This is a genomic window from Peribacillus sp. TH16, assembly GCF_016651095.1.
GTDB lineage: Bacteria > Bacillota > Bacilli > Bacillales > DSM-1321 > Peribacillus > Peribacillus butanolivorans.
Genome location: NZ_JAEKEM010000011.1, coordinates 213,037 through 236,156 on the forward strand (window position 1 = coordinate 213,037; position 23,120 = coordinate 236,156).

Below are 23,120 nucleotides of genomic sequence, written 5' to 3' on the forward strand. Positions count from 1 at the left end.
CGATTATTATGAGTAAAACATTGACGTTTCGAAAGATGAAAACGGAAGATATCGACCAAGTGTTAAACGTAGAAAAACAATCCTTTACTTTGCCTTGGAGCCGGGAAGCTTTTTTTAATGAATTAAATCATAATCAATATGCTGTTTACATGGTTATTGAAGATGAAGGGGAAATTGCTGGTTATTGCGGCGCGTGGATTGTCATTGATGAATCGCATATTACCAATATCGCTATTTTACCTGAATACCGAGGGCAAAAGCTGGGTGAAGCTCTGCTTAGAAAGATGATTGAAATCTCAATTAGCATGGGCGTTGTAAGGATGACGCTTGAAGTTCGTGTTAGTAATGCAGTGGCCATTTCACTTTATGAAAAACTAGGCTTTCAAAAGGGTGGAATTCGTAAAAATTATTATACAGATAATCAAGAAGATGCTTATGTTATGTGGGTGAATTTTTCATGAAAAAAGATCAACTTATATTAGGAATTGAAACCAGCTGTGACGAAACTGCTGCAGCTGTCATAAAAAATGGAACAGAGATATTGAGCAATGTCGTTGCTTCACAAATAGAAAGCCATAAGCGGTTTGGTGGTGTTGTACCTGAAATAGCGTCCCGGCACCATGTAGAGCAAATTACAATCGTGCTTGAAGAGGCTTTGCTTCAGGCTGGTGTGACGTACGAAGATTTGGACGCTATTGCTGTTACAGAAGGTCCTGGGCTAGTAGGGGCATTGTTAATAGGTGTTAATGCTGCTAAAGCGGTGGCATTCGCTCATGGAATCCCGCTTGTTGGAACGCACCATATCGCGGGCCATATATATGCTAATAGACTTGTTCAAGAAATTCAGTACCCAGCCCTCTCATTAGTCGTTTCAGGAGGCCATACGGAATTGGTGCTTTTAGAGGAGCCCGGTTCCTTTAAAGTAATAGGGGAGACGCGGGACGATGCAGCAGGAGAGGCATATGATAAAGTAGCTCGAACTTTAGGACTTCCTTATCCAGGCGGTCCTCATATCGATAGGCTTGCACAAGAGGGTTCACCATCTTTGAAACTGCCTCGGGCATGGCTGGATGGCAGCTATGACTTTTCTTTCAGTGGGTTGAAATCAGCTGTAATTAACACTTTGCATAATGCAGAACAACGTGGAGAAAAAATTGATCCTAAAGATTTGGCCGCAAGTTTCCAAGCAAGCGTCATAGAGGTACTTGTGACAAAAGCTGTAAAAGCTGCTAAGGAATATGATGTGAAACAGGTGTTACTTGCAGGTGGTGTTGCCGCTAATAAAGGCCTACGGGAAGCACTAACTGAAGCCTTTATGGATTTACCAATGGATATTTCTATTCCCCCTTTATACCTTTGTACGGATAATGCAGCAATGATTGGTGCAGCTGCAAGTGTCATGTTTGAAAAAGGAAAGCGCTCTGGGTTAGATTTGAACGGAAACCCCGGATTAGATTTAGAAGTTTTCTAACGATAAAAAAGGCAGGAGACCAAACTTCGGTATCCTGTCTTTTTTATCATGTTTTAAAAAAATAGAATATTCTGTGGATAACGTTTTTTTATTATTCAAACCCGCTGTGTATAACCAATTGTTATGTGGATAAGTGCATAAGTTTCTGTGGATATTGTGGATAAATTGATTGAGTAGCTATTGAGTAGCAACTTGTTTGTGTATAAAAATGTGGATAACTTTGAGTCGATCTTTTCAAAACATCATGTAAAGACCGAGTTAAATAACTCGGTCCGATTGTTTATTCTTCTAATTCAGCCCATTCTTCAAGATGCTGATCTAAAGTTTCCTGTGCTTTATCAAGCTTTGTCTGAACTTCCATTACCTTCTCATGGTCTTGGAAGACGTTTGGGTCACAAAGGAGCTCATTATACTCGTTTATTTCAGTTTCGAGTAGCTCCATGGCTGACTCGATTTCCTCGATACGGCGTTTTCGCTGGCGTTCTGCTTTTTTTGCTTCTTTATCAATTTTGTAGTTTGTCTTTTCGACGATTAGTTCCACATTGGTCGATTTATTTTGTTGTTCGAGTGCTTCAATTTCTGCTTGCTCTTGTTTCTTCTCTACATAGTAATCATAATCGCCGAGAAACTCTTCATTGCCGTCTTTGGATAGCTCAATGACCTTTGTTGCAATTCGATTAATAAAATAACGGTCATGTGAGACGAAAAGAATGGTTCCTGGATAATCTATCAAAGCGTTTTCAAGCACTAATTTGCTGTCGAGATCTAAATGGTTCGTTGGTTCATCAAGAATTAAAAAATTCCCTTTTTCCATCATCATTTTGGCTAAAGCAAGCCGTGCCTTTTCACCACCGCTTAGTGTCGAAACGGTTTTCAATACATCATCTCCACTAAAAAGGAAATTACCAAGTACTGTGCGGATATCTTTTTCCGGTTTAAGGGGATATTCATCCCATAGTTCATTTAGTACGCGTTTATTAGAAATCAAATTGGCCTGTTCTTGATCGTAGTAGCTGACCTCGACGTTCGTTCCAAAACGGAAATCGCCAGAAATTGCAGGCAGCTTGGATATAATCGTTTTTAATAACGTCGATTTACCAACGCCATTTGGACCGACAAGGGCAATACTTTCTCCTTTTGTCATCCGAGAGTTAATATTATTAGATACTGTTTCCCCTTCATAACCAATAGCTAAGCTTTGAAGATGAAGTACTTCGTTTCCGCTTTGCTTTTCAATTTGGAAGGAAAAATTAGCAGATTTTTCGTCACCTTGTGGCCTGTCCAATACGTCCATCTTTTCGAGCTGCTTGCGCCTGCTTTGCGCTCTTTTGGTGGTCGAAGCTCTTGTGATATTACGTTGAACAAAGTCACGCAGTTTTTCGATTTCACCTTGTTGTTTTTCGAATTGCTTCATGTCCCGTTCATAATCTTCCGCTTTTCCTTCTAAGTAAGAACTGTAATTACCATAGTACTTTTTCATATTATTTCTTGAAATTTCATACACCTGGTTTACAACTTTATCTAGAAAATAGCGGTCATGGGAAACAATAAGTACAGCACCTTGGTAACTTTGTAAATATTGTTCAAGCCAGGAGAGAGTTTCGATATCCAGATGGTTTGTTGGTTCATCGAGAATCAATATATCGGGCTTCTTTAAAAGCAGCTTTCCTAATGCAAGCCGTGTTTTTTGGCCTCCACTCAACGTGGAAATGAGAGTGGAATAGTCAAAGTCACCAAACTGAAGACCATGTAATACGGAACGGATATCTGCTTCATATTGATAGCCCCCCTTTTCTTTAAAGGCTACCTGTAAAGTGTCATATTCATTTAACACCTTTTGGTAAAGTATTTCGTTATCAAAAGTGTCAGGTTTGGCCATTTCGGCCTCAAGTCGGCGCAGTTCTTTCTCTTGCTCTATTAGGTCTTTGAATACAGTCTGCATCTCATTCCAAATGGAAAGTTCGGATTCTAAACCTGTATCCTGTGCCATATAGCCAATAGTGACGCCTTTGGGTTTGATGATCTCGCCGCCATCATGGGAAAGTTGTCCGGCTATGATTTTTAGCAGAGTTGATTTTCCAGCGCCGTTTCGGCCAACTAGGGCAATTCGATCTTTATTTTGAACTTCGAGCTTCATATTTGATAAAATAAGTTCAGCTCCGTAATATTTGGATAGTTGATTGATTTGTAATAAAATCATAAATTTTCACCTCAATTGATTATTGTTAGTGTAACGTATTATAGTAATTATCGGCAACAGCTGAGGTCTAAGCAAAAACAAGCTGTTACATAATGTGGAATAATAGTGTATGATTTAGGAGGGGTTATTAATGGGGGACTTAACGCATTTTAATGAACAAGGCAGAGCTAAAATGGTTGATGTGAGTGCGAAGCCTGAAACCATTCGGACGGCAACAGCTCAATCGAGTATCTTATTGAACGATGAAATATATGAAAAAATCACGAACCAGAAAATGAAAAAAGGTGATGTTCTGTCAGTTGCACAGGTTGCAGGCATCATGGCAAGCAAAAATACATCCAATATAATCCCGATGTGTCACCCTATTTCTCTACAAGGGGTCAATATAGCCTTTGATTGGGTAAAAGAAGAACAAGGTTATAGGCTTAAAATAGAAACAGAAGCCAAGACAAAAGGGAGTACAGGTGTTGAAATGGAAGCGTTAACAGCTGCATCTGTGACCGCTTTAACTGTCTACGATATGTGTAAGGCTATTGATAAAGGAATGGTAATCGGGCCTACATTTTTAGTGGAGAAAACAGGTGGGGTGTCTAGTAGCGATTACAAAAGACAGTTGAATCAAACAGATAAAGAAGAATAAGTTTGAAAAGCATGTGTGAAGGCGGGGAAGAACGATGAACCATGACCCAAAGATACCGCAGGCAACGGCCAAAAGGTTGCCCTTATATTATCGATTTTTAAAGAACTTACATTCCTCAGGTAAACAAAGAGTATCCTCGGCAGAGCTTAGCGAAGCTGTAAAAGTTGATTCGGCTACAATTCGCCGTGATTTTTCCTACTTTGGCGCGCTTGGAAAAAAGGGCTACGGCTATAATGTAAATTATTTACTATCCTTCTTCAGAAAAACACTAGATCAAGATGAATTGACAAAAGTCGCTTTAATTGGAGTAGGGAATTTAGGGACCGCTTTTTTAAATTACAATTTTTTGAAAAATAATAATACAAAAATTGAAATGGCATTTGAAGTTTCTGAAGATAAGGTTGGAAAGCGAATAGCTGATGTGCCAATCTATCATATGGACCAAATAGATACGCTTTTGCAGGAAAATAATATTACAGCAGCTATTTTGACAGTACCTGCCCAAGTGGCTCAAACGATAACCGATCGTTTAGTTAAAGCTGATATAAAAGGAATATTGAATTTCACTCCTGCTCGGCTGACTGTACCGCCGTCCATAAGAGTTCACCACATTGACCTGGCTGTAGAGCTTCAGTCCCTCATCTACTTTTTAAAGCATTATCCTGTGGTAGAAGAAGTTGCATTAGAGGAATAAAAAAACGCTGCGTCTTCGCAGCGTTTTTTATTTTTTCTTCTTATTGTTTGCGGATTTAATTTTAAAGTGCATCATGATCATACGTAACCCTGACCCAAAGTCAAGAGTTGCAATAAGTACGAGTATGTAGGCAAAGATTCCCCATCCTGTTGAATTGACGGTTTGGATTGCGATAGCCGTAAAAAGAGCCCCTAAGCCTGCATAGATGATACCGATAAATAGTGGTGATTGACGACGTTTCATAATAAACCTCCGATAAAGGCCTGTGCAGTATCTAGCATCTTCTCAATATCATCTCTATAAAACACTTGAAGGATGATAACAAGGGTATTCATTGCAATATGTGCCACCATCGACACAAGGATACGACCGGTTTGCGCATAAAGAAATGCAAAGGTGAAGCCCATTGCTGAATATAAAAGAAGATGTTCGAGTTCACCATGCGCCAAGCCGAAAATAACTGAGCTAATTAAAGCAGAAATAAAGAAATTAAAGCGTTTATTAAGTGATCCGAAAATGATTTTCCGGAAAAGGATTTCTTCCAAAATAGGTCCAATTACTGAAGTCACGAAAATGACCATTGGGACTTCATATATGAGTGAAATAAGATTCTGCGTATTTTCAGATTCAGACTTCACCCCGAGCATTTGTTCAATGCTTCCAGCTAGGCTTTGAGCAATAAGTGCCAGAAATACACCTGCTATCGCCCACAATATAGACGTAGGGATTGAAGCTTGATTACGTGTGTCTATCCTTTCCCTCATATCTTTTCTCATCAAAATTAAAATCAGTGTTAGAGCTGCGAGAAAGCTGAATACAATCCAGTATGCTGCTGCTTTAACTTTGAGTTCATCAGCAGGCATTTCGCTTAAAGATCCAATCAGCATGAAAATAGGCATCCCAACAATACTGGATAATTGCATGGCTATGTAAGTGATGATGACGAACCAATATTCTTTTTTCAAAAATGAAAACTCCTTTTATTTTAGTCCGCCATTTCTCTTATAACGGTCCTGACATGGGGACAATCTCTAAACGTATACTCCAAAATGGTATCAAATAATGAGACATAACTCCACTTAAACGTACGCATAAGAGAACATTTCATCTCCTTTGTTAAAAGAAACATTATCCTAAAGTAGTATACCCGGAATTTATCAGAAATTAATAAAAAATTTTCGATAAGATACTTGCAAAAAAGGCTCGGTTTATTTAATATTATAAATGTGTTAGCACTCGATGATGAAGAGTGCTAATAATCACAAAGCAAATTATCAAGAGAATATGAGGAGGTTGTTTCACTTGTTAAAACCATTAGGTGATCGCGTTATTATTGAACTAGTTCAATCTGAAGAAAAAACGGCAAGCGGTATTGTTCTTCCTGATACTGCAAAAGAAAAGCCACAAGAAGGTAAGGTCGTAGCAGTTGGTACGGGCCGTGTTCTTGAAAATGGCGAACGTGTTGCTTTAGAGGTTGCCCAAGGCGATCTAATTATCTTCTCAAAATATGCTGGTACTGAAGTGAAATACGAAGATACTGAATACTTAATTTTACGTGAAAGCGACATTTTAGCTGTTATTGGCTAATTATACATCATACTTAACTGAACGAAAATTTTCTTAAAATTTTAGGGAGGTACTTATAAATGGCTAAAGAAATTAAATTTAGTGAAGAAGCACGCCGCTCAATGCTTCGTGGTGTGGACGCACTTGCAGATGCAGTTAAAGTAACGCTTGGACCAAAAGGTCGTAACGTGGTTCTTGAGAAAAAATTCGGTTCACCGCTTATCACAAATGACGGTGTAACAATCGCTAAAGAAATCGAATTAGAAGATGCATTCGAAAACATGGGTGCGAAATTGGTTGCTGAAGTAGCAAGCAAAACAAACGACGTAGCTGGTGACGGTACAACTACTGCAACGGTTCTAGCGCAAGCAATGATCCGTGAAGGTCTTAAAAACGTAACAGCTGGTGCTAACCCAATGGGTATCCGTAAAGGAATCGAAAAAGCGGTTAATACTGCGATTGCAGAATTAAAAGCCATTTCTCAACCTGTTGAAAACAAAGAATCGATTGCACAAGTTGCTGCTATCTCTTCAGCTGATGAAGAAGTAGGCCAACTGATTGCTGAAGCTATGGAACGCGTTGGTAACGACGGCGTCATCACAATCGAAGAGTCTAAAGGTTTCACAACTGAATTGGACGTTGTAGAAGGTATGCAGTTCGACCGTGGATATGCTTCCCCTTACATGGTTACTGATTCAGATAAAATGGAAGCTGTTTTAGACAATCCATATATCTTAATCACGGATAAAAAAGTAACGAATATCCAAGAAATCCTTCCTGTACTTGAGCAAGTTGTTCAACAAGGAAAACCACTATTATTGATTGCTGAAGATGTAGAAGGCGAAGCGCTTGCAACTCTTGTTGTGAACAAACTTCGTGGAACATTCAATGCAGTTGCGGTTAAAGCTCCTGGATTCGGTGATCGTCGTAAAGCAATGCTTGAAGACATCGCAGCTCTTACAGGCGGCGAAGTAATCACTGAAGAAATCGGACTTGATCTTAAATCTGCAACAATCGAATCTTTAGGACGTGCGTCTAAAGTGGTTGTTACAAAAGAAAACACAACTATCGTTGAAGGATCTGGAGATACAGCTCAAATTCAAGCTCGTGTAAACCAAATCCGTGTTCAATTAGAAGAAACAACTTCTGAATTCGACCGTGAAAAATTACAAGAACGCCTTGCTAAATTAGCTGGTGGTGTAGCAGTAATCAAAGTCGGTGCAGCTACTGAAACAGAATTAAAAGAACGTAAACTTCGTATTGAAGATGCATTGAACTCTACTCGTGCTGCTGTTGAAGAAGGTATCGTAGCCGGTGGTGGTACAGCTCTTCTAAACGTATACAATAAAGTGGCAGAAATTCAAGCGGAAGGCGACGTAGCAACAGGCGTGAAAATCGTTCTTCGTGCTATCGAAGAGCCAGTACGCCAAATCGCTCACAATGCTGGACTTGAAGGTTCTGTAATCGTAGAACGCCTTAAAGGTGAAGCAGTTGGAACTGGCTTCAATGCAGCTACTGGCGAATGGGTTAACATGATTGCATCTGGTATCGTGGATCCTACTAAAGTAACTCGTTCAGCTCTACAAAACGCTGGTTCTGTTGCTGCAATGTTCTTAACAACAGAAGCTGTTGTTGCTGACAAACCAGAACCTGCTGGCGCTGGTGGCATGGGCATGCCTGATATGGGTGGCATGGGCGGAATGGGCGGCATGATGTAATAAAGCCGTCAATCCCTTGATATATAAGGGTTTGAGAGTGAAATGGTAACATTTTGCTAACATTGAGGATTTTAACGGAAGCTTCTCATAAGTTGAACAAACTTATGGGAAGCTTCTTTTTTCATTTCTTGAGTTACATAGAGATATACATTCTTTGTAATCAGATCATCGGTATGACCAAGTCTGTCCATAATTTGTTCAAGTGAGACATCAGCTTCTGCAAGTAGAGAAGGTATGATTAATCCCAATAATAATATAGTGTAATATCAGTTGGTCACGCCCAAAGCGAAAAAATCTAGACGAAAGGTTGTGGTAGGTGAAGCGGTAATTAAACTATATATTGAGTAGCAAAAAGTAATACGCTTCAAATGATAAGTAATTTTCCGAATGGGTCTTTTATTGAAAGTGAAATCATCCAAATTCGAGCTAGAAAGATAGATAAAGATTACTAGACCTATTGTATATCCATATGTTTGAATTAAATTCCTAAATCTTGACCATATGTACGCATTAGTTCATCAATTAACTCTTTGGGATTGTCAGTTGCAGTTGAAGCAATTGTTACTCCTTCCACTTCCTTCCCTCCATTTCGATTGATTTTTTCTAATTAACTCCAATAGTCAACATACTAAAATAGGGCTGCGGGCTTAGTAAACAATTAGGCTTAAGTTGGTTTACCTAATAAATACCATTTTGTATGATTACTTTGTACTCTCAATAATTATTCAGGTCAAGTCTACTAAGAAATCAGCATGTATAGTTTTTCAAAGGTTATTGTTTAAGATTTTCAACATCCATGCTTAGTGCTTGTTCTGGAAATGAAAAAGTTATAGAAATGAAAAAAGTTCATTAAGAGCCTTATTAATTCGAAAGTTTACGGAAATTATTCCCCTGAAGAAATGAGCAAGATTGATAGAGGCAAGGATAAAATAGAAAAAATTATCTATGTAGAAGGAGGAAAAATATTGTTTTTAAAGATGGTAAGGAATGATTTTGTCAGACAGAAAATTGTAACAATTTCAGTATTTGTATTTATCGCTATGGCAGTTCTTTTGGGAGCTAGTGCAATAAATAACATTGCCAATCTGATTCAGTCGATGTCGGACCTGCAGGAACGTGCAGTACCAGCTGACATTACGCAGATGCATTCCGGAGAATTTGATCAGGCAGAAATCGATAAATTTACAGAAGAACAGCGTGAGAATATAGCGATGCAGGAGACGATGTTTCTTCTGACTTTGGATGGAAGTAATATTCATTTCGGCAATAATCAAACGATGGCTGGAACTGTACAGGATATTTCATTTGTTGTACAGAATAAAAAATTCGATTTTATATTGGATCTGGATAATAAAAAGCTGGATGTAACGGAAGGGGAAGTGGCGGTTCCCATCTATTTCATGCAACAATATGACTTAAAAATAGGTGATACGATTACGGTGAAAAGCGGAGAGTATGAGAATGAGTTTGTCATTTCAGATTATGCAAGAGATTATGAGATGAACTCTTCCCTTACTTCTTCGAAACGGTTTGTTATTAATCAGGCAGACTATAATGAAATGCTTTTAAAGCAGGCCGGGGAACTGGAATATCTGATCGAATTCAAACTGCATGAAAACGGTGATTCTCAAGGACTTCAGACTGCATATATCGAAGGAGGTCTTCCAGCAAACGGTCCTACAGTCGGAGGAAAGATATTTCTGATGTTTAATGCCATGTCAGATGCGGCAGTTGTGATGGTCATTATACTTATCAGTGTTCTGCTGATTATTATAGCTTCGCTCTGTATCAGACTTACGTTTCTGGCAACCATTGATGAAGATTTAAGAGAAATCGGTGTGATGAAAGCAATAGGAATATCCCAAAAAGATATAAAGAAGGTATATCTTAACAAATACAGAGTCATGTCAGTAGTAGCCGGTATAATAGGCTATCTGCTTTCCTTTGCCGTGGTAAATCTGTTTAACGGTAATATGAGACTTTACATATCTTCGGATTTATCAGGAAACTTAAAATATGTACTATCTCTTATAGCTCCATTATTGGTATATTTCATGATTGTGATGTATTGCAAGAAAGTACTGAAAAGAATCGATAAGATTTCTGCGGTAGAAGCCTTACGGAAAGATTCTATGGAGCATGGAAAGAACCAAAAATACAGTTTTCCACTGCTTAAGAACAAATTCTTCAGCACCAATATTTATATGGGACTTAGGGATGTATGTAAACGATTCAAATTATACAGGCTACTGTTCTTTATTTTTATCGTATGTACGTTTATTGTAATACTTCCTATAAATATTTATAACACCATGAATTCACCGGAATTTTCTACATACATGGGAATAGGAAAGTCCGATATGAGAATCGATCTTCGAAGGACCGATAGTATTACAGAAGATTTTAAAAAGCTGCAGGAAGAGCTGGAAAATGATTCGGATATTGAAAAGTATGCGGCCTACATCACAAGTTCCTACCAGGTCAAAAATGCGGAATCCTGGGATTATATGAATATTGAAACCGGAGATTTTTCCGTATTTCCATTAAATTATCTGGAAGGAAGAGCACCGGAGGGTGAAGGAGAAATATCACTTTCCTTTGCCAATGCGTCAAAAGACGGATTAAACAAGAACGTAGGAGATGAAGTAGCAGTAAAGGTTGGCGGGGAAGAAAAGAATTTGAAAGTAACTGGTATTTATCAAGATATTACAAATGGCGGGAAAACAGCAAAGGCGCCTACCAGTCTTGGAGTAAATAATGAGGCCGTTCTTTGGTATATTGTGTACATGGATGTGGCTCAAGGCGTTGATATTCGTGAGAAAATGGACTACTACCAGAATGCCTATGATTCTACGCAGGTCAATGATATCAAAGAATATACACGGCAGACTCTTGGAAATATCATTGATCAGATGAGCACAGTTGTGATAGGCGCATTCGCCATTGCAGTAATCATAGCTGTATTGATCACGGCACTATTCCTTCGGATGCTATTATCAAAGGATATGTCTCAGATTGCAATCATGCGAAGTATGGGATTAACTTCTAAAAATATTAAACATCAATATATGGCAGGAACTATGATGGTACTGATATTGGGAATCATAGTTGGAGTGCTGGCTTCTAATTATTTAGGGGAGTTACTTGTAAGTATGGCAATGTCCACTATGGGAGCTGCAAAAATTGAATTTGTTCATGTTGTATGGCAGACTTGGCTGTTATGTCCGTTAGTGCTGATTGTAGTAGTCGGCTTTACGATATTTGTGTCCTGTAAGGTAGCCGTAAAAGATGATTTATCTGTCGTTTTAAGAAGTTAGAAGTACTGAAAAAAAAGGTTCGGGCAGGAAGTGTATCTGCTAAGGCAGAAGAAGTCTCCTGTGTGAAGACCCCTATGCAGATAAGAATGCAGATGCCTGAAAAAAAGCATTCCGGGGCGCCTCTGTGGAAATAGACTTTGATTTTAATATTTGGCATTGGAGGAATATAGATGAGCAATATATTAGAAGCAATAAGTATGAACAAAAAAGTAGAATTAGGAAAAGATAATGAGCTTCATATCTTAAAGGATGTAAACCTGGATATAGAAGAAGGTGAATTCGTATCGGTCATGGGGCCATCCGGAAGCGGGAAATCAACACTTCTTTATAATGTAAGCGGTATGGATAGAATTACTTCCGGCAGTGTGAAATTTAAAGACTGTGAAATTGGCACACTAAAAGAAGAAGAATTGGCGAAGATTCGACTGAATCACATGGGATTTATCTTTCAGGATATTAATCTATTAAAAAATCTGTCATTGATTGACAATGTTATGTTTCCTGCTCTTGTATCAAAAGATGCGGATAAAAGTGCGGTGTATCAAAAAGCAAAAAAACTGATGGAAATGACAGGAATTGAAAAGCTTGCAGATAATACGATCACTCAGGGCTCTGGCGGCCAGCTGCAGAGAGTCGCCATCTGCAGAGCATTGATAAATGATCCGGATATCATTTTTGGAGACGAACCGACCGGAGCATTAGATTCCAAATCGTCAGCAGACATTATGTCTATTCTGGCAGAGATTAATAATGAAGGGACAACCATCATGCTCGTGACGCATGATGCAAAGGTGGCAGCAAAAACCGAAAGAATATTGTTTATGGTAGATGGAAATCTTGTTGCACAGAAGAAAATGAGTAAATACGATAACCAGCATGACGATATTAAGAAAAGAGAAGAAAGCATTATGAAATGGTTAGTAGAAAATGGATTCTAATTTTTCATTGGCATTCGCATAAAGTTCATATGGAAACTTTATTTGGTAAGTTCGATAGGAAAAATGAAGAATGTTTGTAAGGAAAGACACGCTAACAATTTGTTAACACAATCAAGCAGAATATTTTGAGTGGTATCGAACCTATGCATATGGTTAAAAAAAATCAACCTCATCAACAGGCAAAGTCTGCCCAAAATGAGGTTGAATTCATTCGTAAGTTGTTCGGAGTAGCTGCTTAATCCCAAAGTTAACAGGATATTACCATTCTATGTTTCTATTTCATTATTTTTGCACTAGAACCTTCTAAACTCCCAACAAACTTTGACTTATATTGATGAGAATCTAGTTACATTCAAAATGCTTGCATTATTCATTATTTTTATTATAATACTTGTATACAAGTGTACTTGAACTCTACAAGAAGGTGAATTTATGGCTGAATCAAAGGAATTTCTTTATCCTGTAAAATGGCTTTCAAAAGCTTCAGCTGGTGATCGTGTAACATCCGAGCTTAGAATGCGTATTATTTCGGGGATGATTGAAAGCGGTACCATCCTGTCTGAAAATAAATTAGCTGCTGATTTCGGTGTCAGTCGCTCACCAGTTCGAGAAGCGTTAAAAATACTGGCATCTGAAAATATCATCCGATTAGAAAGAATGGGTGCGGTTGTCATTGGTTTAACAGGAAAAAAATATGCAGAAATATATGATGTACGGATACTCATCGAGACGTTTGTATTTGAACGTCTAGTGAGGATGGACACGAATGAATTAGTAATGGAACTTAGTAAAATACTGGAAATGATGAAAATCTCCATAAAATACCGAGATGCTGATGAGTTTTCCTATCAGGATGTCCTATTCCACGAAACAATTATTCGGTCGATCAATCATTCCTACATTCTGATGATCTGGGATAATTTAAAACCTGTGATGGAAAGTTTGATTCTTCTATCCATGCGTTGTCGTTTTAAAGAAAAGTATGAAGACTTTACACGGATCATAAATAATCATCAACTTTATATTGATGCGATCAAAACAAAAGATCGAGACCTCATGATTAAGTCGTTACATGAAAACTTTGATGATGTTCAAGAGAAAGTTGATGACTTATGGATGTCTCAACAGATGCTTTCAAAAGGAGTCGAACAAGAAAATGACTAGCTATATGTTAGGTGTAGACATCGGAACAACAAGTACAAAAGCTGTATTATTTACGAAAAAAGGCGATGTCATTCAGCAAGAGAATATTGGTTATCCTCTTTACACACCGGATATGGCAACAGCGGAACAAGACCCTGAAGAGATTTTTCAGGCCGTTTTGAAAGCCTTTTCAAATATAACGAAACAGCATTCAGATAAAAAGATATCATTTATTTCATTTAGCAGTGCGATGCATAGTGTTATAGCTATGGATGAAAATGACCAGCCGCTAACCCCTTGTATCACTTGGGCAGATAATCGCAGTGAAGCTTTGGCCCATAAAATAAAAGATGAATTAGATGGGCATGAAGTTTACAAACGAACCGGAACACCGATTCACCCGATGTCACCATTATCCAAAATCACCTGGATCGTGAATGATCGCCCAGAGATCGCAACCAATGTTAAAAAGTATATCGGGATTAAAGAATATATCTTTAAAAAGTTCTTTGATCAATATGTTGTCGATTATTCCCTTGCTTCATCTATGGGCATGATGAATCTCAAAAACATGGATTGGGATGAGGAAGCCCTAAGAATTGCTGGAATAACGCGTGATCAATTATCTGAACTCGTACCAACAACAAAGATCTTTAACAACTGTGACCCGGATTTAGCCAAACAGATCGGGATTGATCCACAAACATCTTTTGTCATTGGGGCAAGTGATGGTGTCCTTTCAAATCTAGGTGTAAACGCTATCCGGAAAGGTGAAATTGCTGTCACGATTGGGACAAGCGGTGCGATTCGAACGATTATTGACGAGCCGAAAACAGACGAAAAAGGAAGAATCTTTTGCTATGCCTTAACGGAAAAGCATTGGGTGATTGGAGGGCCGGTAAATAATGGCGGGATGGTCCTTCGCTGGATTCGCGACGAATTTGCTTCTTCCGAGGTAGAAACAGCTAAAAGACTTGGAATCGACGCTTATGAAGTCTTAACCAAGATTGCCGAACGTGTAAGACCAGGCGCTGATGGATTGTTATTCCATCCATATCTTGCAGGTGAACGTGCACCATTATGGAATCCAGACGTACGGGGTTCATTTTTCGGATTAACACTATCGCATAAGAAAGAACATATGATTCGAGCGGCTCTAGAAGGAGTCATTTACAATCTATACACCGTATTTTTAGCCTTAACCGAATGTATGGACGGTCCGGTGACCCGAATTCAAGCTACGGGAGGCTTCGCAAGGTCGTCTGTTTGGCGGCAAATGATGTCCGATATCTTCGAATCGGAAGTGGTGGTTCCAGAAAGCTACGAAAGTTCATGCCTGGGTGCTTGTATATTAGGATTATATGCCACCGGGGAAATTGATTCCTTCGAAGTAGTTTCTGAAATGATAGGCAATACCCACAAGCACACACCGAAATATGATTCTGTAAAAGAATATAGGCAACTACTGCCGATTTTTATTAACCTATCAAGGGTATTGGAAAACGAATATACTCAGATTGCGAATTATCAAAGAAACTTAATAAATGCTACAAAGTAAACACATGGAGGAATTACAATGCCATTAGTTATTGTCGCTTTAGGAATTGTCGCTTTATTAATTTTAATAATGGGCTTAAAATTAAACACCTTTATTTCCTTAATCATTGTATCGTTTGGAGTAGCTTTAGCACTTGGGATGCCACTTGAGGAAATTGTCAAAACCATTGAAGCTGGATTAGGCGGAACACTTGGTCACTTAGCGTTAATCTTTGGACTTGGAGCGATGATGGGTAAGTTAATCGCAGATTCAGGCGGCGCGCAACGCATTGCCATGACCCTTGTTAAAAAATTCGGTGAAAAGAATATTCAATGGGCAGTAGTAGCAGCATCATTTATTATCGGTGTCGCGTTATTTTTTGAAGTGGGATTAGTATTATTAATTCCAATCGTATTTGCAATTTCAAGAGAATTAAAAGTTTCGATATTATATCTTGGTATTCCAATGGTAGCGGCATTATCCGTAACACACGGTTTCTTGCCGCCGCACCCAGGACCAACCGTTATCGCTGGTGAATATGGTGCAGACATTGGTCAAGTTTTACTTTACGGCTTCATTATTGCGGTCCCAACAGTTATTTTAGCTGGACCAGTATTTACGAAGATAGCTAAAAAACTCGTACCTGCATCATTTACGAAAACAGGCAGCATTGCCTCTTTAGGAAACCAAAAATCATTTAAACTTGAAGACACACCTGGATTTGGGATCAGTGTATTTACCGCTTTACTTCCCGTTATTTTAATGTCAATTGCTACGATTATCACTTTGATGCAAAAAACAATGGGCTTTGAAGATAATGGTTTACTAGCAGCTATCCGTTTTATTGGCGAAGCCGGTACTTCCATGTTGCTTTCCTTATTATTTGCGGTCTATTCAATGGGATTAGCAAGAAAGATTCCAATGAAAGATATTATGGAATCTTGTACATCAGCAATCTTGCATATTGGAATGATGCTATTAATCATAGGGGGCGGCGGAGCCTTCAAGCAAGTATTGATCGACGGCGGTGTAGGTGACTACGTAGCTGAATTATTCAAAGGAACATCATTATCACCAATCTTGCTTGCCTGGATCATCGCGGCAATCCTGCGTATTTCCTTAGGATCTGCTACCGTTGCTGCCTTAACAACAGCTGGTTTAGTTATTCCGATGTTAGGTCAGACGGACGTTAACCTTGCTCTAGTAGTACTTGCTACAGGCGCGGGAAGTTTAATCGCTTCACACGTTAACGATGCTGGTTTCTGGATGTTTAAAGAGTATTTTGGTTTAAGCATGAAAGAAACATTTGCAACGTGGACCTTGCTTGAGACGATTATTTCAGTAGCTGGATTAGGATTTATTCTATTACTAAGCTTATTTGTATAGGCCTTTCCCGGCAGTAAATCCCCCACTTATGTAGGGATTTACTGCCTATTATTCTTACATAAAAGGAGCAGAATTAAATGTTCAATAAAATTGGTGTCATAGGTTTAGGGGTAATGGGCAGTAATATAGCTTTAAATATGGCTAGTAAAGGGGAACAAGTAGCTGTCTATAACTACACAAGAGATTTAACGGATCAGCTTGTTGCTAAATTGGACAGTCAGTCGCTCCATTCGTATTACGAAATCCAGGACTTTGTTCAGTCACTAGAAACTCCAAGAAAGATTTTTCTAATGGTGACGGCGGGTAAGCCGATCGACTCGGTGATCAATTCATTACTTCCTCATCTTGAATCAGGCGATATTATCATGGACGGCGGTAACTCCCATTACGAAGATACTGAACGCAGATATGATGAATTGAAATCTAAAGGAATCAGTTATTTAGGAATTGGTATTTCTGGTGGAGAAGTAGGGGCGTTAAAAGGACCTTCAATCATGCCAGGTGGAGATAAAGACGCCTATGAAAAAGTAGCTCCGATTCTGACAAAAATCGCAGCCAAAGTATATGATAACCCTTGCTGTACCTATATCGGTCCAAAAGGAGCAGGTCATTTTGTAAAAATGGTACATAACGGGATTGAGTATGCAGATATGCAATTAATCGCCGAAGCCTATACGTTTTTAAGAGAAAAGTTGCATTTAGAAGTTAATGAGATTGCTGACATCTTTGAAACATGGAATCAAGGCGAACTGAAAAGTTATTTAATCGAAATTACAGCCGGGATTTTAAGGAAAAAAGATGAAGTAACGGGCTTACCCTTGATCGATGTGATTCTTGATAAAGCAGGACAAAAAGGCACAGGTAAATGGACCAGCATGCAAGCTATTAATAACGGAATACCAGCATCAATTATTACAGAGTCTTTGTTTGCTCGTTACATTTCCGCTTTAAAAGAGGAACGGATTAATGCAGAAAATATTCTAACAGGCCCTGAGAACGTTCAGCAAAAATTAGATGAAAATGAGTGGATTGACTATATTAGACAAGCATTATATATGGGAAAAGTTTGTGCGTATGCGCAAGGTTTTACTCAATATAAAATGACTTCTGAACTTTACGGTTGGGATTTGCCTTTAAAGGATATTGCGCTGATTTTCCGCGGAGGTTGTATCATTCGTGCAGAATTTTTAAACGTCATTAGCGAAGCCTATCAAGAGCAGCCGAATCTGGCTAATTTATTAATCTCACCATATTTTGCTGAAAAGGTTACAGATTACCAGGTAGGATTGCGAAAGGTTGTCTGTGAAGGAATAAATTCTGGTATATCGTTTCCATGTTTAAGTGCTTCACTTACTTATTACGATAGTTATCGAACAGGCATCTCAAATGCAAACCTTTTGCAAGCACAACGTGATTATTTTGGTGCACATACCTATGAACGACGTGATTTAGCAGGAGTCTTTCACACAAACTGGCAGTGATAGAAAGTGACAAAAGAAACAGTCATTTTTCAATAACCGTTCATGAATTTGAGATGAAGAAATTTGATAAACTCTTAAAAAATCAGTAAAAAAGTATAATGATTTCTTAATTAATTTAAGCAGAAATATACATAGCCAATTCAATGACTTTGTATATTTCTGCTTTTCTTTACAACATAAAAACCTAATTTACTTATGATACGGTTCACCGAGCTTAATATTATACTTATCAATAAAACACAATCCAATCTTTTATCAACAATCTGGCCCTTAACATAAAGGGGTTCTGCCGACAAAAAGCGGATAATATACGTTAAGACAATTTAAAAGCCTGTTTTTTTATCGGCTATAAATGACTTTACTTCCTTCAAATCAAGATCAGTAACTTCTCCATTCCCTATAACATGATCAAACCCACAAGCTGAAACATTCAACCCAAGTAATAAAACAAGACACCCATTAAGAACCCTTTGAAAGCTCTTTTATTAATCTCCTCTTAGTTTTATTATAATAATATTGCACCTTTCACAGTTTTGCTGGGAGATTCAAATTCATAGACATAAAAAATCAAATCTTCTGTTCCTTCTAAAATGCCATCTTTTTCTTTAAACTCATTTATGTGTTTCTTTAATAATGCAGCTTGAATTCGATTTAAGGACTTTTTAATTTTCATGATAATCTCCTTCCGGTATAATGAATTAGGTTTATTTAAAAAATATGTACTCTCTTTTAATAGGGTTGGGCTTTTTTCGAATTTTTCATATAGTAATTTATAAAAAATTAATTTAAAATGCTCACCTGACATTGAAATATCATGACATTAAGTGAAGTTGTTTATGATGTAATCATTGCTTAAATCCCTTGAAATATAGGGATTTAACGAGGATTTAGAAATGGATGCTCACCTAACATGTAAATATTTTTATAGTGAAGGTCTTCCATCAGTTTATTGAACTGCTGGGAGGCCTTTTCTTTCATGTAGTCAGTCGTATGAGCATAGAAGTTCATCGGTGTTTGAATATCTGTATGTCCTAATCGTTGTTGAATTTCTATCAACCCCACCCATGCTTGGCACGGGGCAAGGCGCCAAGACCGACCAGATGTAACACAAACAATGGATAAGGATGGATAGGAGATAGCGGCGGCTATGCAAGAGAAGGAAGGTAAGCCAATAGAGAATCTAAAACGTATATGGAAGTAGAAGAAAGGAAAAGGAAATTTTATCGGTATCCCTAATAATTTCTGGATAGTCTACACTTATCTAGACAGAAAATTTAAGGTCAGGTAGACTACAGATACAACTAGTTATAGAAAAGAGGTCCGATATGCGACGTGATATTCAACTGAATGAACGAGCTTTCTCTTCCAAGGAAGTGGCAGAAGAAGTGGGGATTGCAACTCCCACTGTTCGAAAGTATGGTCAAATCTTAGAGCGGAATGGATATGAGTTTTTGAAAGATGGAGATCGACGTATCTTTGTTCAATCTGACATCGGAGCGCTTATAGCGCTACGCGATACGGACAAGCCCCTAGACGATACAGCTAAAGACCTTGTATATCAACAAAAAGAAAGATTAGAAGGATCCTATGAAACAGAGGTAGCGATACCCGATACATATGAAGAAAATTTACCCCAGGACCCCAATCAATTAAAAGAGGTCTTAATGTTTTTAGTCAATGAACTCGCAGCCACACGTGAAATGAATGTCCAACTGACAAACGATATGTCAGAGCTTAAAACAAAGGTTTCCCGGCTCCAGCAAGATCATCATGTTATAAGTTCTAGTATTGGAAATTCAGCGCAAAGAACTAATGCTAAAATTGAACAATTAACTGAACAACAAAATAACCATTACGAAACATTGCTACAACAAGAAAAACAAAAAAGTGAACTCTTACAAAAAGAAATACAAAATATGCGGGTCGAACAGAAAAAAGAATGGACTTCCCAAAATGAGTTTAATAAACGTTTAGAAATAGCGATACAAAAACGTTCAGAAAAATGGTGGGGGCTTTTCTCCATATTCAGAAAATAAGGCGACCGTTAAGTTTTTTTGCCCAACTGTGTAATGATTCTTGGAAGCAAATTAGATGTAGAAACATTTGATAAATCTTTTTTAAATATATAATGATGGATAAAAGCATTGAGATGCCAATCCACAAAACTTTAATAAAAACATAGAGCCATATGATTCGCGTAGCTGAAACACAGAATTTAAGAAAGAGTATTTTAACTTTACAGGATTTGGTACCTGCTATGTAAGAGCTCGGCGATACCAATGTATTGACGTTCTAAAGGCAAACGAAGGCTCAATTGAAATTCATTGGAGATTTGTTTAAGCGATATGCAACTAAAACAAAATACACAAGCAAGCAAAAAAGGCATGCTTGATAAAAAGGGAGTTGAGGAGGTTGAAAACTTGCATTCAAAAACAAGAGTCCTCCTTAATAGTTGCTCCAGACAGGGGTTGACCGTCTCCTTTTTGTATGTTTCGTATCGCTGGGCGATATAACATGCAAATAAATTCAAAACCTATAGGTTTAATAGAAAAGCTGGGTTAGATTTACAAACATGATATACATCCGAATGAACGAGTATTCGCTTCTAAGGCAGTGGCAGAAGAAGTGGGGATGCAACACCCACTGTTCAAAAGTATGGTCAAAACTTAGAACGAAACGGATATGAGTTTGTAAGATGGTGATTCCTATCTTTATTCACTCCGACATCGAAGCGCTCATAGCGTTACGCGATACGGACAAGTCCCTATACGATATAGCTAAAGACCTTGTGTATCAACAAAAAGATAGATTAGAAGAAACTAATGAAACAGAGATAGCGATACCTGATAAATTTGACAATTCAATCCATAATCCCGAACAATTAAAAGAGATTTTAATTGTTTTAATCAATGAACTCGCAGCTACGCGTGAAATGAATGGCCACTGACAAACGATATGCCTCAGCTTAAAACAACAGTTTCCCAGCCCCAGCAAGATCCATGTCCTTAATAATGTTCCTCAAGAAAGGGGCTGATCGGTTCTTTTGTGTGTTTCGTATCGCGGGGCGATATAACATGCAAATAAATCTACAGAACCTTCATCTTTAATAGAAAGAGGGAGCCGATATGCGACAGGATATACATCCGAATGAATGAGCATCCTCTTCCAAGGAAGTGGCAGAAGAAGTGGAGATACAAAATCCACTGTTTGAAAGTATGTTTAAAACTTAGAGCGATATGGATAGGAGCTGTTAAAAGATAGCGATTGGCATATCTTCGTTCAATCCGATATCGAAACGCTTATAGCGTTACGCGATACGGGCAATCCCCTAGACGATAGAGAGAAGAACCCTTGTATCAAGAAAAAGAAAGATTGGTAGGAACCAATGAAACAGAAATAGCGATACCCGATACATATGACAATTTATTTAACCCATGTTCCCATTCAATTAAAAGAGATCTTAATGTTATTAACCAATGAACTCGCGCTCCGCGTGAAATGATCATCTAACTGACAAACGATATGTCATAGCTTAAAACTGAACAACAAAGAACCCATTACGAAACATTACTGTAATAAGAAAAAGGTTTAATTACCTTTTTTTTAGTCTCCTTTACGATATTCAGGTGTTAATTTGCGTTAATAACTATTTAAACCTAAGGCAATCAAATCAAAAGTAGAAATTCCTTTGTTCCAACTATTCGGAATCACCATTTTCAAATTTCAACAATTTCCCGAGAAATATCTACAAATTCTGAGTAGATATCGACAAAATTAGAAGCTTTAAAAGAGATAACGATACCCGATATATATGACAATTTATTTAACCCATGTTCCCATTCAATTAAAAGAGATCTTAATTTTTAACCAATGAACTCGCAGCTCCGCGTGAAATGAACATCTAACTGACAAACGATATGTCATAGTTAAAACTGAACAACAAAGAACCCATTACGAAACATTACTGCAATAAGAAAAAGGTTTTATTACCTTTTTTTTAGTCTCCTTTACGATATTAAGATGTTAATTTGCGTTAATAACTATTTAAACCTAAGGCAAGCAAATCAAAAGTAGAGATTCCTTTGTTCCAACTATTCGGAATCACCAAATTCAAATTTCAACAATTTCCCGAGAAATATCTACAAATTCTGAGTAGATATCGACAAAATTAGAAGCTTCTAAATAGCGATTTGTTTTTGCTGATAAGTAGACATACTATAGAAATCAAACTCTACCGAGTGTTTTTTAATTAAAAGAAATAAACTCTTCTAAGGAAAGAGCTTTTATAATAGTGCTAAAGATGAAAAAACACATGTGTAATCTTCCTTCGCTGTAATAATAAATAACTTTTATTATTACAGATATGAGGGCAAAGGGTCCTCACACATTTAAAACAGATGCAAAAAAGTTTATAACCGCATATATATGGTACTATTTATTATTGTTTTTTCTTTTTTGATACTAAACGTACCGAAAGTTTGCTATCAAAAAATGGTCAAAAACTCAAAAATAAACGTAAACCCCAATCAAAAGATTATAAGAGTGGGGGGCGCAGGGAGCTCCCCGCATGGATAAGGCAGACCGTGAGTAGCAACCTGAATAGTGAGTTTGCCAAAGGTTTGCCGTTATTTCATCAAGATACAGAGCTTTCCTTATGAGGAAGGAAGTCCTGATCCTGACTGACTTCGTAATGTTTTCGTTTTTTTGTAATAGAGTCTATGCCTAGGTTACCCGTATACATGGTATGCAGGGCAAAATCTGACCTGTCTTAAGGTATAGTTAAATGAACGATTAAAAATTATACTGTAAAAATATTTTAGATTATTCAAAATAGAGTTGACATTAGTAAAATTTGAATATATAGTGAGGAACATAATTAAATAAATACGTTATTTCTTATCAAGAGATGTGGAGGGACTTGGCCCTATGATACCTCGGCAGCGGGTTTTTACTTTTGTAAAAATACTGTGCTAATTCCAACGGACGAAAGTTTGAAAGATAAGAAGGAGCTTTTCTTAGATAATTAAAT

20 protein-coding genes, 1 pseudogene and 1 riboswitch are annotated in these 23,120 nt (G+C 37.8%); of the genes and pseudogenes, 15 read left to right on the forward strand and 6 right to left on the reverse strand.

Features of this window, described 5'->3' with window-relative positions; all coding sequences use genetic code 11:
• Nucleotides 1-8 precede the first annotated feature (8 nt).
• Both rimI and tsaD read left to right on the forward strand, forming a co-directional pair.
• A complete protein-coding gene (gene rimI / locus JFV29_RS29670; protein WP_201188341.1) occupies nucleotides 9-461 on the forward strand; it encodes a ribosomal protein S18-alanine N-acetyltransferase in 453 nt (150 codons plus the stop codon).
• Nucleotides 458-1,471, forward strand: coding sequence for a tRNA (adenosine(37)-N6)-threonylcarbamoyltransferase complex transferase subunit TsaD (gene tsaD, locus JFV29_RS29675; protein ID WP_056523290.1), 1,014 nt, complete (start codon nucleotides 458-460; stop codon nucleotides 1,469-1,471). Before rimI ends, tsaD begins: the two co-directional genes overlap by 4 nt.
• A 280-nt stretch (nucleotides 1,472-1,751) precedes the next feature.
• On the opposite strand, the gene JFV29_RS29680 is transcribed toward tsaD, so the two are convergent.
• Complete coding sequence (locus JFV29_RS29680) at nucleotides 1,752-3,671, reverse strand: ABC-F family ATP-binding cassette domain-containing protein (RefSeq protein WP_201188343.1); 1,920 nt, start codon at nucleotides 3,669-3,671, stop codon at nucleotides 1,752-1,754.
• Between the two features lie 130 nt (nucleotides 3,672-3,801).
• On the opposite strand from JFV29_RS29680, the gene moaC reads away from it, so the two are divergent.
• Both moaC and JFV29_RS29690 read left to right on the forward strand, forming a co-directional pair.
• Nucleotides 3,802-4,311 carry a cyclic pyranopterin monophosphate synthase MoaC gene (gene moaC, locus JFV29_RS29685; RefSeq protein ID WP_053348958.1) on the forward strand — a complete coding sequence of 170 codons (510 nt, stop codon included), beginning with the start codon at nucleotides 3,802-3,804 and terminating at the stop codon, nucleotides 4,309-4,311.
• A 34-nt stretch (nucleotides 4,312-4,345) separates the two neighbouring features.
• A complete protein-coding gene (locus JFV29_RS29690; RefSeq protein ID WP_053348957.1) occupies nucleotides 4,346-5,005 on the forward strand; it encodes a redox-sensing transcriptional repressor Rex in 660 nt (219 codons plus the stop codon).
• Between the two features lie 27 nt (nucleotides 5,006-5,032).
• On the opposite strand, the gene JFV29_RS29695 is transcribed toward JFV29_RS29690, so the two are convergent.
• Together JFV29_RS29695 and JFV29_RS29700 are read right to left on the reverse strand one after the other, a co-directional pair.
• Nucleotides 5,033-5,248: a YdiK family protein gene (locus JFV29_RS29695; protein WP_201188345.1), complete on the reverse strand. Its 216-nt coding sequence runs from the start codon at nucleotides 5,246-5,248 to the stop codon at nucleotides 5,033-5,035.
• Nucleotides 5,245-5,970, reverse strand: coding sequence for a CPBP family intramembrane glutamic endopeptidase (locus tag JFV29_RS29700; RefSeq protein WP_201188347.1), 726 nt, complete (start codon nucleotides 5,968-5,970; stop codon nucleotides 5,245-5,247). Before JFV29_RS29700 ends, JFV29_RS29695 begins: the two co-directional genes overlap by 4 nt.
• A 337-nt stretch (nucleotides 5,971-6,307) precedes the next feature.
• Here JFV29_RS29700 and groES point away from each other — a divergent pair, with 337 nt between their 5' ends.
• Nucleotides 6,308-6,592, forward strand: a complete 285-nt coding sequence (gene groES, locus JFV29_RS29705; protein ID WP_053348954.1) for a co-chaperone GroES — start codon at nucleotides 6,308-6,310, stop codon at nucleotides 6,590-6,592.
• A gap of 59 nt (nucleotides 6,593-6,651) precedes the next feature.
• Complete coding sequence (gene groL, locus JFV29_RS29710; RefSeq protein WP_053348953.1) at nucleotides 6,652-8,289, forward strand: chaperonin GroEL; 1,638 nt, start codon at nucleotides 6,652-6,654, stop codon at nucleotides 8,287-8,289.
• Between the two features lie 71 nt (nucleotides 8,290-8,360).
• Here the strand turns inward: groL and JFV29_RS29715 are convergent, their stop codons facing one another.
• The gene (locus tag JFV29_RS29715) at nucleotides 8,361-8,537 is read right to left on the reverse strand and encodes a hypothetical protein (RefSeq protein WP_242486995.1); all 177 of its coding nucleotides are present in this window, start codon (nucleotides 8,535-8,537) and stop codon (nucleotides 8,361-8,363) included.
• Nucleotides 8,538-9,188: 651 nt separating this feature from the next.
• On the opposite strand from JFV29_RS29715, the gene JFV29_RS29720 reads away from it, so the two are divergent.
• The 7 genes and pseudogenes from JFV29_RS29720 (at nucleotide 9,189) to gnd (ending at nucleotide 18,091) form a co-directional block, all read left to right on the forward strand.
• Nucleotides 9,189-11,606: an ABC transporter permease gene (locus JFV29_RS29720; protein ID WP_242486996.1), complete on the forward strand. Its 2,418-nt coding sequence runs from the start codon at nucleotides 9,189-9,191 to the stop codon at nucleotides 11,604-11,606.
• A 170-nt stretch (nucleotides 11,607-11,776) separates the two neighbouring features.
• Nucleotides 11,777-12,544 (forward strand): ABC transporter ATP-binding protein, encoded by a 768-nt coding sequence (locus tag JFV29_RS29725; RefSeq protein WP_201188351.1) that lies wholly within the window; start codon nucleotides 11,777-11,779, stop codon nucleotides 12,542-12,544.
• Between the two features lie 122 nt (nucleotides 12,545-12,666).
• Nucleotides 12,667-12,783: pseudogene (locus JFV29_RS29730) on the forward strand (IS6 family transposase); the annotation flags it as partial.
• Between the two features lie 193 nt (nucleotides 12,784-12,976).
• Nucleotides 12,977-13,708, forward strand: a complete 732-nt coding sequence (locus tag JFV29_RS29735; RefSeq protein WP_201188353.1) for a GntR family transcriptional regulator — start codon at nucleotides 12,977-12,979, stop codon at nucleotides 13,706-13,708.
• Nucleotides 13,701-15,245, forward strand: a complete 1,545-nt coding sequence (gene gntK / locus JFV29_RS29740; protein ID WP_201188355.1) for a gluconokinase — start codon at nucleotides 13,701-13,703, stop codon at nucleotides 15,243-15,245. The genes JFV29_RS29735 and gntK overlap by 8 nt, the downstream gene beginning before the upstream one ends.
• 18 nt (nucleotides 15,246-15,263) lie before the next feature.
• The gene (locus JFV29_RS29745; RefSeq protein ID WP_201188357.1) at nucleotides 15,264-16,610 is read left to right on the forward strand and encodes a GntP family permease; all 1,347 of its coding nucleotides are present in this window, start codon (nucleotides 15,264-15,266) and stop codon (nucleotides 16,608-16,610) included.
• Between the two features lie 77 nt (nucleotides 16,611-16,687).
• The gene (gnd, locus tag JFV29_RS29750; RefSeq protein WP_201188359.1) at nucleotides 16,688-18,091 is read left to right on the forward strand and encodes a decarboxylating NADP(+)-dependent phosphogluconate dehydrogenase; all 1,404 of its coding nucleotides are present in this window, start codon (nucleotides 16,688-16,690) and stop codon (nucleotides 18,089-18,091) included.
• Between the two features lie 505 nt (nucleotides 18,092-18,596).
• On the opposite strand, the gene JFV29_RS29755 is transcribed toward gnd, so the two are convergent.
• Nucleotides 18,597-18,764 (reverse strand): hypothetical protein, encoded by a 168-nt coding sequence (locus tag JFV29_RS29755; protein ID WP_201188361.1) that lies wholly within the window; start codon nucleotides 18,762-18,764, stop codon nucleotides 18,597-18,599.
• Between the two features lie 203 nt (nucleotides 18,765-18,967).
• Nucleotides 18,968-19,147: a hypothetical protein gene (locus JFV29_RS29760; protein ID WP_201188363.1), complete on the reverse strand. Its 180-nt coding sequence runs from the start codon at nucleotides 19,145-19,147 to the stop codon at nucleotides 18,968-18,970.
• Nucleotides 19,148-19,416: 269 nt separating this feature from the next.
• Between JFV29_RS29760 and JFV29_RS29765 the strand changes: the two genes are divergently transcribed.
• Entirely contained in the window at nucleotides 19,417-20,127 is a 711-nt protein-coding gene (locus tag JFV29_RS29765; protein ID WP_201188366.1) for a hypothetical protein, read from the forward strand.
• Nucleotides 20,128-20,786: 659 nt separating this feature from the next.
• The gene (locus JFV29_RS29770) at nucleotides 20,787-21,038 is read left to right on the forward strand and encodes a hypothetical protein (protein ID WP_201188368.1); all 252 of its coding nucleotides are present in this window, start codon (nucleotides 20,787-20,789) and stop codon (nucleotides 21,036-21,038) included.
• Nucleotides 21,039-22,984: 1,946 nt separating this feature from the next.
• Nucleotides 22,985-23,096, forward strand: a riboswitch (SAM riboswitch).
• Nucleotides 23,097-23,120 lie beyond the last annotated feature (24 nt).

What these genes read in the sequence shown, in the direction of transcription:
- rimI (WP_201188341.1), top strand. Translation starts at nt 9, where the DNA reads ATGAGTAAAACATTGACGTTTCGAAAGATGAAAACGGAAGATATCGAC.
- tsaD (WP_056523290.1), top strand. Translation starts at nt 458, where the DNA reads ATGAAAAAAGATCAACTTATATTAGGAATTGAAACCAGCTGTGACGAA.
- JFV29_RS29680 (WP_201188343.1), bottom strand. Translation starts at nt 3,671, where the DNA reads ATGATTTTATTACAAATCAATCAACTATCCAAATATTACGGAGCTGAA.
- moaC (WP_053348958.1), top strand. Translation starts at nt 3,802, where the DNA reads ATGGGGGACTTAACGCATTTTAATGAACAAGGCAGAGCTAAAATGGTT.
- JFV29_RS29690 (WP_053348957.1), top strand. Translation starts at nt 4,346, where the DNA reads ATGAACCATGACCCAAAGATACCGCAGGCAACGGCCAAAAGGTTGCCC.
- JFV29_RS29695 (WP_201188345.1), bottom strand. Translation starts at nt 5,248, where the DNA reads ATGAAACGTCGTCAATCACCACTATTTATCGGTATCATCTATGCAGGC.
- groL (WP_053348953.1), top strand. Translation starts at nt 6,652, where the DNA reads ATGGCTAAAGAAATTAAATTTAGTGAAGAAGCACGCCGCTCAATGCTT.
- JFV29_RS29720 (WP_242486996.1), top strand. Translation starts at nt 9,189, where the DNA reads ATGAGCAAGATTGATAGAGGCAAGGATAAAATAGAAAAAATTATCTAT.
- JFV29_RS29725 (WP_201188351.1), top strand. Translation starts at nt 11,777, where the DNA reads ATGAGCAATATATTAGAAGCAATAAGTATGAACAAAAAAGTAGAATTA.
- JFV29_RS29735 (WP_201188353.1), top strand. Translation starts at nt 12,977, where the DNA reads ATGGCTGAATCAAAGGAATTTCTTTATCCTGTAAAATGGCTTTCAAAA.
- gntK (WP_201188355.1), top strand. Translation starts at nt 13,701, where the DNA reads ATGACTAGCTATATGTTAGGTGTAGACATCGGAACAACAAGTACAAAA.
- JFV29_RS29745 (WP_201188357.1), top strand. Translation starts at nt 15,264, where the DNA reads ATGCCATTAGTTATTGTCGCTTTAGGAATTGTCGCTTTATTAATTTTA.
- gnd (WP_201188359.1), top strand. Translation starts at nt 16,688, where the DNA reads ATGTTCAATAAAATTGGTGTCATAGGTTTAGGGGTAATGGGCAGTAAT.
- JFV29_RS29755 (WP_201188361.1), bottom strand. Translation starts at nt 18,764, where the DNA reads ATGAAAATTAAAAAGTCCTTAAATCGAATTCAAGCTGCATTATTAAAG.
- JFV29_RS29765 (WP_201188366.1), top strand. Translation starts at nt 19,417, where the DNA reads ATGCGACGTGATATTCAACTGAATGAACGAGCTTTCTCTTCCAAGGAA.
- JFV29_RS29770 (WP_201188368.1), top strand. Translation starts at nt 20,787, where the DNA reads ATGGTGATTCCTATCTTTATTCACTCCGACATCGAAGCGCTCATAGCG.